The organism is Aeromonas sp., from assembly GCF_050252055.1.
GTDB lineage: Bacteria > Pseudomonadota > Gammaproteobacteria > Enterobacterales > Aeromonadaceae > Aeromonas > Aeromonas caviae.
Genome location: NZ_JBFWLQ010000006.1, coordinates 90067 through 101899, shown reverse-complemented (window position 1 = coordinate 101899; position 11833 = coordinate 90067). Strand labels below are relative to the sequence as shown.

Below are 11833 nucleotides of genomic sequence, written 5' to 3'. Positions count from 1 at the left end.
GGGAACGAAGGGTTAGAAAAGTAAGGAATCCCTTTATACCCACGGCCCCCCTGCCCTGCAAGGCAATTAAGCCTCGCCAGGCAGTTGCGGGCTCGGTGGCAAAGCATCGGGGTACCCCGCACCGGGAAGATGCGGGGCTTGGGGATCAGGCTGCCGTCACGCTCAGTTGGGCGGTCACCTGCTTCGCGGGGGAGAGGGTGCACTCCAGCTGGGTCAACTTGCCGCTGATGAGCTTGTAGAAATGTTGCAGGGTGCGTTCCACTTCCGCCTGATGCTTCTTGGGCAGTGCCTTGTCGATCCACTCCCCGTCCGCGTTGTAGAACCCCGTCTGATAGTGGTAGCTGAAGCTGTGATCCGCCTGCTCCAGCACCAGCCACCAGCCCCAGAACTCCCGCTTGTCCGGGGCAGGCTTGGCGCTGACGCAGACGGACAGGCAGTCAAAGCGGTAGCGGCCCTCCTCGCACAGGTCTTCACGCAAATAGGGGCCAATGGCCGCGAACTGCCGCAGCAATCGCTTGTAAGTCACTCTTTCTGACATGCTAACCTCCCTGTTGAACAAGCCATACCATCACATGGTGATGTTACATTTTTAGTTTTATATCATGTACATAAGTGCTTTTTGAGCCAATCTACCGTCTCTTTCAGTGCCTCGTCATAGACCTCGAGCAGTGGCTGCTTGTCAAACACCACCGCCTTGCCGTTGCGACTCGCAGCGGCCAATGCCCGGACATCCTGCTCGGGACAAATAAAATCTTTCTTGTGCCCGATACTCAATATCGGCACGGAAGTGCGACTCCCCAGCAATCCCTGGGTCTTGAGGGAGAAGACCTGGCACTTGGTGCGCAGCAGATCCCACTGGGCCGCGTCCGCCCCCAGCCGGTTCGCCAGCCCGTCGCGCATCATGCGCGGGCAGCGGGCGAACATCTCCTGATTGGTGAACACCTGGTTGATGCCGGCGCCGATGCAGACCACGGTCCTAAGCTTGAACGGCTCGACGAAGGCGAGACGGGCCGCCACATTGCCGGCGAGGCGGAACCCCACCATGGCGATGCGCTGGTGATCGACCCAGGCTACCTCCGAGAGGTAGTTGAGCACCGCCTGGTGCAGGCGGCTGGTGTCCTGCACCAGGGGCCAGTGTTCGGCATAGCCGGTGCCCGGCATGTCCAGGGAGAGCATCCCGATGCCGTGGGGCTCGAGACACTTGAAATAGAAGTTGAGGAAGTCCACCTGAAGCGAATCGATGCCACCGCTGACGATGACCAGGGGCACAGGTTTCTCGGTGGTGGGCAGATGCAGGTAGCCCTGGATGGTCTTGCCCCGAAACGGGACCTGCAGCTCCTTGAGGGGCACCTTGAACAGGCGTCCGGCCTCGCGATAGGCCATGTTGCCGAGCAACTGGGCCTGATCCGCCAGCTCGTCGTGCTTGAGGTGGGGGTAGCTTGCGATGGAGTAGTAGCGCACTGCCTTGAGCAGGCTCTTCAGCGCCGCGGCGCGATCCCCTTCCCCCAGCAGCGTCCGCCCCGTATTGAAATAACGGCCGGCGAGCTGACTCCACTCATAGACCCAGTTGCCGGGCACATAGCCCTTGATGGTGTCCAGATAGCGTTCGTGACTGCGCTCCCCCTGCCCCATGGCGATGTGCGCCAGGGTCTGCTCCACCTCGACGGGATCGGCCCCCTGCCAGGCCCAGGTCGGTCTGCGCAGCAGGCGATACCAGCGGGGCGACAGGGCGCCATCGATGAAGCTGTCAGACAGTGCGCTGTCTTGCTCGTCGACGGGGCTCGAGTTGGAGACTTCGGAAGTTTCCAATACCTTTTTGACCCGGGTAAACAGCTTTTCCGTCAGATTGGTATCGTCGTTTGGTTCCAAAATGGTGGCTCTTCTGTCTCAAACAATGTCCCATCTTAACCACTTTTCACATCGAGCAGCCACACCAGAAACGCATTGAGCCCCAAAAGGGGCTCAATGTGGTCAACCTTGCATCACGACGGATCAGTCCGCTCCCGAATGCCGGGGAGTCACTGGTCGCGACCGGTGGGGCGATTACGCTTCGTCGCAGATCGGCTTGGCGAACTCCAGCGCCATGTCCCAGGGCTGTTCAATCCAGGTGTCCTGCGGAATGGCGACTTCGAAGTCATCCACCAGGGGTTCGCCCATGGGCTTGGCGAAGATGGTGATGAACTTGGCTCTGGGGTAGAGCTCGCGGATCGCCTTGGCGGTGCCGCCGGTGTCCACCAGATCGTCCACCACCAGCCAGCCTTCGCCGTCACCTGCGGTGGTGGCGGCCTTCACCACCACCAGCTCGCGCTGGTTGTCGTGGTCATAGCTGGAGATGCAGAGGGTTTCGACATTGCGAATGCCAAGTTCGCGGGCCATCAGGGCCGCAGGCACCAGACCACCGCGGCTGACGGCGATGATCCCTTTCCACTGGCTGACAGGCAGTTGACGACGGGCCAGACGGCGCGCTTCGCGTTGCAGGTTATCCCACGATACATAGAACTTTTTTGGCATGCTATCGATCTCAACGAGTTATAAAGCAATCACTTATGAGGCGAGAACCCGGCAAAGAGACGGGTTCAGGTCAATTCTGGCACCCCGTTTCCCGAATTTTGCTTGCACTTTTTCGGCCTCGGGGCTGACGCCTCGGCGGCAAAAACGGATGCAATGCGAACAGGGATGGGGTGTAGCTGGCGGCCATCTCGGGTGGACTCCCGATCTCGGGCCGGCTGTTGGGCCGGTATGATAGCACTCTTTATGGATAAATTGAGCGGCAAACGTATGCGAAAAACAGGAAATGTCCGCCATCTCCCGCTCTGTCGCCCTTTTCGGAGGGCTCTGGCGACACCGACAGGTTAGCCGTTTGACACACATTCCATGACATTCGGGCAAAAAAATAGCAGGAGGAGGAGAGGATCCTCACACACCTGCTGCTGTTACCTGTGACGCCTGCGAGCCTTAACGGCGGGTGGCGTAGGGATTCGGGTAGTTGAAGCCCTGGGTATAGAGAGATTGGGCAAACCAATAGGTTGAATTGCTGCCTGACATCATAAACTCCTGATTGCTTAACAAGTTACGTACCTTAATGCGGGTTCACATCCTTGAACTGACACTCGGTTCCATGGAGGCGCACTTGCTTTGCTTCGGTTCCCTGGAGGCATTGATTGTCATCCTGACAAGTGGGCTGGCCACGGCGGCTAATTTACCACCCGGCGCCAAAAAGACAATGTTTTTGTGACAAACATCACATAACTGATGTTGTGCTGACACGAATAAGGCAGGCAGTGAAGTTCGCCATCCATGCTCCCTTTCCCAGCACAAGCAGAGCGTCATTTGCGCTGATCGCTCACATTTTTGCGTGATTGACTGTATTATCGTTATCCTCTTCCCCGGCCCGCAGAGTGGGGCCCGACATTTTCCATGCTGGTAAGGAGTCCCGACGTGGCACAGCTCAGTTCTCTGTCTCCCAAGTTGATTTGGCAATTCTTCGAGCAGATCTGCTCCATCCCCCACCCCTCCAAGCACGAAGCCCAGCTGAGCGCCTGGATCGTGGCGTGGGCCCAGGGAGAAGGCCTATCGGTCAAGCAAGATGCCGTCGGCAACATCATCATCAAGAAACCGGCCACGCCGGGGATGGAAAACCGCAAGGCCGTGGTGCTGCAAGCCCACATCGACATGGTGCCCCAGGCCAACGCCGACACCCAGCACGACTTCACCACCGATCCCATCGATGCCTACATCGATGGCGAATGGGTCACCGCCCGTGGTACCACCCTGGGTGCCGACAACGGCATGGGCATGGCGGGCTGCCTGGCCGTGCTGGCCGACAAGGCCATCAAGCACGGCCCGCTGGAAGTGCTGCTGACCACCGACGAGGAGACCGGCATGACCGGCGCCTTCGGTCTGGAAGCGGGCTGGCTGGAGGGCGAGATCCTGCTCAATACCGACTCCGAAGAGGATGGCGAGGTCTACATGGGCTGCGCCGGCGGGGTCGATGCCAATATCCGCTTCCCCCTGGAGCTGGTCGCTGCCACCGAGGGTGAAGGTTTCGAGCTGCAGGTCAAGGGCCTGCGCGGCGGCCACTCCGGGGTCGACATCCATCGCGGCCGCGGCAACGCCAACAAGCTGCTGGTCCGTCTGCTCAAGGCCGCCGAACCGCTGGGGGTGCGCCTTGGCGATCTCAGTGGCGGCACCTTGCGCAACGCCATCCCCCGCGAGGCCCGCGCCAGCCTGCTGGTGCCCACCGCCAGCGTGGCTGACTTCAAGGCTCTGGTAGACCGCTACGCCGGCATCTATCAGAGCGAGCTGGCCGCCACCGAGGCCAACCTCACCGTGCTGCTCACCGCCCGGGAGAAACCGGCCCAGCTCATGAGCGAGTCCCTGCAAAGCCGCCTGCTGGATGCCCTGATGGCCTGCCCGAACGGGGTGATGCGCATGAGCGACGCCATCCCGGGCGTGACCGAGACCTCCACCAACCTGGGTGTCATCAAGACACTCGAGGGGGAAGTCTATGTGCAGTGCCTGATCCGCTCCCTCATCGATTCCGGTCGCGAGAACATCGAGCAGATGACCCGCTCCCTGTTCACCCTGGCCGGCGCCAGCTGCGAGTTCACCGGCGCCTACCCGGGTTGGGCCCCGAACGTTGACTCACCGGTCATGGCACTGGTGCGAAGCAGCTACCAGACCCTGTTTGGCGAGATGCCGAACGTCATGGTGATCCACGCAGGCCTCGAGTGCGGTCTGTTCAAGAGCGCCTACCCGGACTGGGACATGGTCTCCTTCGGCCCGACCATCCGTGGCGCCCATGCACCGGGGGAGAAGGTACACATCCCGGCGGTCGAGCGTTTCTGGCAACTGCTGGTTCACGTGCTGGAACATATCCCGGCCAAGTAAGCCAGCTCACGACCATACCGATGCCCCGCCCCGTGCGGGGCATCTTTTTTGTGCTCCCTCCTCGGCCACCTCTCTCATATCCCCGACTCCATACGTGGCACTGGCATGAAACCGTATCCATGAACAGGTCTGCATTTGAAAACCCTTTCCATGATTTATGTAAATTTACAACACAAAAAGTTGATCCAGCTCACATATGCCCCTAGGATCAGAACGTGACCAAGGTCACACAACCCATGAACCACAGAGAAACGAGGTCATCATATGTTCGAGAATCTGGCAGTGCTGTTCCACCTGAAGGGTGCAACCAGCAAGAAAGGTGCTGAAGAGAAAGACACTTATGCGCCTGCAACCCGCAATTACTACTTCCGTTATGGCGCCTGATATCGCCTGTCCGGAAGTTGAAATTAGCAACGTAATAAAACTACAAAACAACTCAGCAATCCACACAGCAGCCACCCCCATCGGGGCGCTGTCCTGCCCGGGCCAGAATTCCCACGGCCAAACCTGAACTCCAACCATGAAGATGGGGCCCGCAGGCCCCATTTTTTATCCCGTATCCGCCTCTATTGCGCCTCCTCGGTGCCACCTTGCAGCGATGCCGGTCGCGACGCGGCGGGCGCCGGCATCATATCGCCTTTCCCAACGGCACCGCCTCCTGCACGGGCAAGGGGAAATGGCAGGCCACCTGATGCCCCTGCCCGCCGCACGCCTCAAGGGCGGGCGAGCGGGTGCGGCACAGATCCGTTGCATGGGGGCAGCGCTGGTGAAAATGGCAGCCACTCGGCGGCGAGATGGGGGACGGCACATCCCCCGTCAGCAGGATGCGCTGGCTGCGCCGCCGCGGATCCGGCACCGGAATGGCGGAGATGAGGGCCTGGGTATAGGGATGGCGCGGTGCCAGGTAGAGAGCCTGGGCCTCGGCCAGCTCGACGATCCGGCCCAGATACATCACCGCAATCCTGTCCGAGATGTGCTTGACCACCGACAGGTCATGGGCGATGAAGATGATGGCGAGGTTCATCTCCCGCTGCAGATTGAGCAGCAGGTTCACGATCTGGGACTGCACCGACACGTCGAGCGCCGACACCGCCTCGTCACACACCAGCAGCTTGGGCTTGAGGGCGATGGCGCGGGCGATGCCGATGCGCTGTCGCTGGCCGCCAGAGAACTCATGGGGGTAGCGATCCACCGCGCTGCCGGGCAAACCGACTTTCTCCAGCAGCTCCTGCACCCATGTCCGGCGCTGTTCGGCGTTGCCCTTGCCGTGGATGATGAAGGGCTCCTCCAGGATCTGCCCCACCGTGTGGCGGCTGTTGAGGGATTCTGCGGGATCCTGGAACACGATCTGCATCTCCTGACGCAGGGATCGCATCTCCTTGGGCGAGAGGTGGGTGATGTCACGCCCCTCGAAGGTGATGGAGCCGGCGCTCGGCTCGAACAGCTTGAGCAACGAACGCCCCAGGGTGGACTTGCCGCATCCCGACTCTCCCACCAGGCCAAGGGTCTCCCCCTGCCTGAGATCAAAGCTGATGCCATCCACCGCGTAGACGGTGTATTGCTTGCGCAAGAAACCGCCACCCATCTTGAAATGCTGCTTTAAATTGCTTACCGACAACAAGCTGGTCATGACTTCCATCCCCGACGATTCATGGCAGCAGACGACCTGGTCGCCTTCCCGCCGCCTGGCTGCCCTGCGACACCCCGTCCCCACACCAGGCCGCTCATAGGCTCACCTCCTTCCAGTGGTGGCAGGCCACCCCGTGGCGTTCGCTCAACTGCTCGGTCACCGGTATGGTCTCCACGCAAAGGGGCGTGGCATGGGGGCAGCGGTTGGAGAAACGGCACCCCGCCGGCATCTCGTGCAGGGCGGGCACCTGACCCTTGATGGTCTTGAGCAGGCTCTTTGGCACATCTTCCAGACGCGGGATCGAGGCCATCAGACCATGAGTATAGGGATGGCGCGGGTGGTCAAACAGTTCATAGATATCGGCCAGCTCCACCGCACGCCCGGCATACATCACCACCACCTCGTCGCACAGCTCCGCCACCACCCCGAGATCGTGGGTGATGAAGATGATGGCCATGCCGGTCTGGGCTTGCAGCTCCTTCATCAGATCCAGGATCTGGGCCTGGATGGTCACATCGAGCGCCGTGGTCGGCTCGTCGCAGATGAGCAGGGCCGGTTCGCAGGCCAGCGCCATGGCGATCATCACCCGCTGGCGCATGCCGCCGGAAAGATTGTGGGGATAAGCCGCGAAACGCTGGGCAGGCTCGGGGATCCCCACCTTCTGCAACATGGCGATGGCGGCGTCACGGCGCTGGGCCTTGCTGTAATCGGGGCGGTGGAGGCGAAACACCTCCATCAGCTGATCGCCGACCGTCTGCACCGGGTTGAGGGCCGTCATAGGCTCCTGAAAGATCATGGAGATACGGTTGCCACGCACCTTGTACATCTGCTCCGGCGGCAGATTGAGCAGCTCCTCCCCCTGAAAGCGGATGGAGCCCGCCACCACCTGACCGTGGGGCCTTGGCAGCAACCCCATGATGGCCAGCGAGGTGACGCTCTTGCCGCAGCCGGACTCGCCGACTATCCCCAGGGTCTTGCCCGGGGCGACCTGGAAGCTGACCCCGTCGAGCACCTTGATCTTGCCGTCGTCGACGGCGAACTCCACCTCGAGATCCCGCACCTCGAGGATGGGGGACAGAGGCTGCCCCTCATGATCTCTGGTGCCGGGGGCGGTGGCCTGTGTGTTGGGCATGACTGCTGCTCCCTTCTGGGCCACATCAATGATGTGCATAGGTCTTGTCGATCAGGGTGATGGGGGCCAGCGCCTTGCCGTCAGCCTTGGCCTTCTGGGTCTCCTCCTTCACCTTGGGATCGATCCAGAGCAGGCCGCCACTGCTGTGGGGGTAGCCATCCATGGGCCAGTAGAGCAGATCCGGGGTGTTGCGGGTGGCGGGCACCTCCGGCAGCATCACATAGCGCCAGCTGCTGGCTCGCACGTAGTTGAGCTGGACGCCGGGCACGAAGATGGCGAGATCATAGATGCGCTGCTGGATCTGGTGGGAAAGCGCGGCCCGCTTGTCCATGTCGAACTCGACGTTGTAGGCGTCGATCAGGCTGTCGAGCGCTTTGTCAGCCACGTTGAACAGGTTGTTGGTCTGGGGCTTGTTGGCGTTGTCGGAGTGGAAGGACTCCCAGTATTGCGGATAGAGACCGCCCCCCCCCCAGCCAAGCCAGGCCGCCTCGTGTTTCTTCTCCAGCATCACCTTGAAGCCGGTGGCGCCATCCACCAGATTGAGCTCCAGATCCAGGCCCGCCTTCTTGGCCTCTTCCTTGAGCACGGTCAGCCGCTTGGAGTGCTCCTGGCTGGTGTAGGTGAGGGCCAGGGTGAGCCGCTCTCCCTTGTCGTTTTGCAGGATGCCGTCCGGTCCCTGCTTGCCGTAACCGCCCTTGGCGAAGTACTCCCGTGCCTTGGCGATGTCGTAGGCCCGCTCAAGGAGCGCGATGTCGGTGAAGGCCCCGAAGCCAGAGCCGAAGGTGGTAGCGCGGTCATAATCGCCGTGCAGCACCGTCTCTATCATCTTGTCGATGTTGAAGGCGTGCTGGATGCCGAGCCGAACGTTGAGATCCGCCAGCTTGGGATTGGCCACGTTGAGGTGAACCCCCTGCCCCCCCTGCTTGGTGTCGGTCATGGCCATCACCTTCTGCACGTATCCCTGCTTGTACTCCGGGGTGACCGCTTTCTCATGCCACCAGTTGGGCAGGATCATCTCGAAGGTGTCCAGCTCCCCCTTGAGGAAGTGGCGGAACGCAATGTTGTGGTCGCGGATCACCTGCACCTTGATGGTGTCGAGGTTGAACCTGTGCTGGTTGTAGCGATCGTCTTTTGCCCACCACTCCTTCTGCTTGCTGAAGGTGACGGATTTGCCCTTCTTCACGTCGCTCATCACGTAGGGGCCCGTGGTGGGTACCACGGCCCAGTTGTACTGCTTCACCCAGTTCGGGCCCATCTTGTAGTAGTGCTTGGGCTGGGGCCACAGTTCGGTGGTGTTGAGGAGATCGAGCTTGGCCTTGCGGCTGCCCGCCTTGACCAGGATGGTGTGGTCGTCAATCTTCTCCACCGCCACCACCTCGGTGGTGTAGTAGTTGTTGAACCAGGGGCCCTTGATGTCCTTGGAGCGCATCATCTCGTAGCCGAAGGTGTAGTCATCGGCGGTGACCGGCTTGCCGTCGGACCACTTGGCGCGCGGGTCGAGCCTGAAATAGACGGTCTGGCTGTCCGGCGCGATGGCCCAGGCATTCGCCAGGGCCGGAATGGGGTTGCCCGTGTTGGGATGGAAGCTGATAAGCCTCATCTGGTTGTCGAGGATGAAGGAGCGGAACGAGCCGTTGGAATCCGGCCCCACGGTGCGAAACGTCAGCGGGAAGCTGTCGACGAAGAGATTGAGGTTGCCGCCGGGCAGCGCCTTGGGAGAGGCGAACACAGGGTCGGTGTCGTTGGTCTCCCACGTCAGATCCGCGGGCAGGCTGGCCGCCCACACCCAGGATCCGTTCAACAGCAGAAAGAGAGCACCTGTCCATTTGATTTTATTGTTCATGTTTGACTTCCTGGTCATGCCCCTGCACTGGGGGCGTCTTCATTAAGGGTCCTGTCGATGTGCCCTGGCAAGGCGCCACCGCTCACTGATAACGGGTAAATTTGCGCGGATCGAACGCCTCCCGGATGGCCTCCCCGATGAAGGAGATCATGATGAGCACCAGGCTCACCGCCGCCACCACCGAACTCACGATCCAGATGGCGTCAAGGTTGTTGATCCCCTGGGAGAGCAGCTCCCCCCAGCTCGGGGTCGGCGGCGCCAGGCCAAAGCCCAGGTAGTCCAGCGCCGTCAGGGTGGAGATGTTGCCCACCACGGCAAACGGGGCCAGGGTGACGATCATCATCAGGGTATTGGGCAGAATGTGGTTGAAGATGATGCGCCGGGTGCTCGCCCCCTGGGCCCGCGCCGCCATCACGTAGTCCCGCGCCCGCTCCTTGTAGGTGAGGGTGCGCATGTACCAGGTGATCCCCATCCAGCCGAACAGCACGTTGATGCCGACGAACAGGCCGAAGTTCGGCTTGGCCAGGGAGACCAGGATCATGATGACGTAGAGGAAGGGCACCTGGGACCAGATCTCGATGAAACGTTGCATCAGGAGATCGAACCGACCGCCGAGGAACCCCATCATGCAGCCGATGCTGACCCCGATGACATAGCTCGCCACCAGCGCGATGAAAGCAAAGCCGATGGCGATGCGAAAGCCGTAGACCAGCCGTGCCAGTACGTCGCGACCGCTGGTGTCGGTGCCGAGGAAGTGGCGCTCCGCCAGGCTCGGGGCATAGGGCGGATAGGCTTCCTCCTTGAAGTCCTGCTCATAGGGGTTCCAGGGGACCAGGGGCAGCAACACCCAATCCCCCTTATCTTCCTTCGCAAATTGGCTCTTGAGCTGGCGGTAGTTGGTCTCGTACTCGTAGTCGAGCCCGAAGTGCTGGCCCGGGATCACGTCCCCATAGGTGGGGAAATAGAGCTCCCCCTGATAACTCACCGCCAGGGCCCGGCTGTTGACCAGCAGTTCCGCCAGCAGAGAGATGACCACCAGGACCGAAAAGATGACAAAGGAGTAGTAGCCGCGCTTTATCGACTTGAAGCGCTTGAGTTTTTTCAGCGTTACCGGATTCAGGTTCATGCTCACTCTCCAAACCGCACGCGGGGATCGACCAGGGCAACGCAGATGTCGGAGACAATGTTGCCCACCAGCATCAGCATGGAGGTGATGGCCAGAATGCCCATGACGGTGGGGTAATCCCGCTCGACAATGGCCTCATAACCGAGCAGGCCGATGCCGTCGATGTTGAAGATGGTCTCGATGAGGAAGGAGCCCCCGAAGAAGACGGTGAGCACCGACCCTAAGTGACTCGCGATGGGGATCAGGCTGTTGCGCATGGCGTGATCGGTCACCGCCTTGCGAAACGGCAGCCCCTTGGCCACGGCGGTGCGCACATAATCCGCCGACAGGTTCTCCATCAGGCTGTTCTTCATGGTCATGGTGAGGATGGCGAAATCCCCGATGGCGTAGGCGATGAGCGGCAGCAGGGCGTGGGCGAAGATGGTGCGGATCTGATCCCAGCTGCTCTCCATCCCGTCAAACTCGTCCCCCGGGAAGCCCCCCATGGGCAGCCACTCCAGATGGAACGCAAAGACGGTGATGAGGAAGATCCCCACCACGTAGGCGGGCAGCGCATAGGCCATGTAGATGAGCATCGAGCTCAGGGAATCGAAGCGGCTGTTGTGCCTGAGCGCCTTGGCCACCCCGAGCGGGATGGAGACGGCATAACTGAGCAGAAAGGTGGCGAGCCCGAAGAAGGCGGTCACCGGCAACCTCTCCTTGATGAGATCCCACACCGGCTCGTAATAACGGGTCGACTCCCCGAGATCCAGCACCGCCAGCTTCTGCAACCAGTCCCAGTAGGCGACCAGCATGGGCTTGTCGAGGCCGTAGAACGCCTTGAGCTCTTCAATCTGTTCGTCGGAGAGTGCCTGCGCCCCCTTGCTGCCACTGGAGCGGCCTGACTCGTTTTGCGAGACCTGCGCCTGCAGCAGCATGCGCTCGACCGGGCCGCCCGGCACGAAGCGGGTGATGGTGAAGACGAGCAGGGTGATACCGAGAAACGTCGGGATGATCAAAAGCATCCGACGTAGGAAATACGACAGCATGGTGGAACCTCGTCCTTGTTGTTCTTTTATGGCCAGTCACATCCGGTGACGGGCCTATCCTTACCTGGCATTACTCACTGAATTGACTGGCATTGACAGACAATCCGGCTCGGTCACTGTAAAAGCTCTGCAACAAAAATCAAGTAGAACCCAGTCTGCGACCGGGAATGTCCCCCCGCAGCAT

The 11833-nt window shown here is 60.9% G+C and carries 9 protein-coding genes; 1 reads left to right on the top strand and 8 read right to left on the bottom strand.

Annotated features, from left to right (window positions below):
* Positions 1-145: 145 nt before the first annotated feature.
* From crl to gpt, 3 genes are all read right to left on the bottom strand, one after another.
* A complete protein-coding gene (gene crl / locus AB7E19_RS12365; protein ID WP_128313970.1) occupies positions 146-538 on the bottom strand; it encodes a sigma factor-binding protein Crl in 393 nt (130 codons plus the stop codon).
* Positions 539-600: 62 nt separating this feature from the next.
* The gene (gene frsA, locus AB7E19_RS12360; protein WP_010675462.1) at positions 601-1869 is read right to left on the bottom strand and encodes an esterase FrsA; all 1269 of its coding nucleotides are present in this window, start codon (positions 1867-1869) and stop codon (positions 601-603) included.
* A gap of 174 nt (positions 1870-2043) precedes the next feature.
* Positions 2044-2511, bottom strand: a complete 468-nt coding sequence (gene gpt, locus AB7E19_RS12355) for a xanthine phosphoribosyltransferase (RefSeq protein WP_039040347.1) — start codon at positions 2509-2511, stop codon at positions 2044-2046.
* A 927-nt stretch (positions 2512-3438) separates the two neighbouring features.
* On the opposite strand from gpt, the gene AB7E19_RS12350 reads away from it, so the two are divergent.
* Positions 3439-4890 (top strand): aminoacyl-histidine dipeptidase, encoded by a 1452-nt coding sequence (locus AB7E19_RS12350; RefSeq protein WP_427935466.1) that lies wholly within the window; start codon positions 3439-3441, stop codon positions 4888-4890.
* 628 nt (positions 4891-5518) lie between these two features.
* On the opposite strand, the gene AB7E19_RS12345 is transcribed toward AB7E19_RS12350, so the two are convergent.
* The 5 genes from AB7E19_RS12345 to AB7E19_RS12325 form a co-directional block, all read right to left on the bottom strand.
* Complete coding sequence (locus tag AB7E19_RS12345) at positions 5519-6520, bottom strand: ABC transporter ATP-binding protein (RefSeq protein ID WP_041212969.1); 1002 nt, start codon at positions 6518-6520, stop codon at positions 5519-5521.
* A 94-nt stretch (positions 6521-6614) separates the two neighbouring features.
* Positions 6615-7652, bottom strand: a complete 1038-nt coding sequence (locus AB7E19_RS12340) for an ABC transporter ATP-binding protein (protein WP_427935463.1) — start codon at positions 7650-7652, stop codon at positions 6615-6617.
* A 25-nt stretch (positions 7653-7677) separates the two neighbouring features.
* Positions 7678-9495, bottom strand: a complete 1818-nt coding sequence (locus AB7E19_RS12335; protein ID WP_427935461.1) for an extracellular solute-binding protein — start codon at positions 9493-9495, stop codon at positions 7678-7680.
* 82 nt (positions 9496-9577) lie between these two features.
* Complete coding sequence (locus AB7E19_RS12330; RefSeq protein WP_427935459.1) at positions 9578-10621, bottom strand: ABC transporter permease; 1044 nt, start codon at positions 10619-10621, stop codon at positions 9578-9580.
* Between the two features lie 2 nt (positions 10622-10623).
* On the bottom strand, positions 10624-11649 hold the full coding sequence (locus tag AB7E19_RS12325) for an ABC transporter permease subunit (protein ID WP_427935457.1): 1026 nt from the start codon (positions 11647-11649) through the stop codon (positions 10624-10626).
* Between the last annotated feature and the right edge of the window lie 184 nt (positions 11650-11833).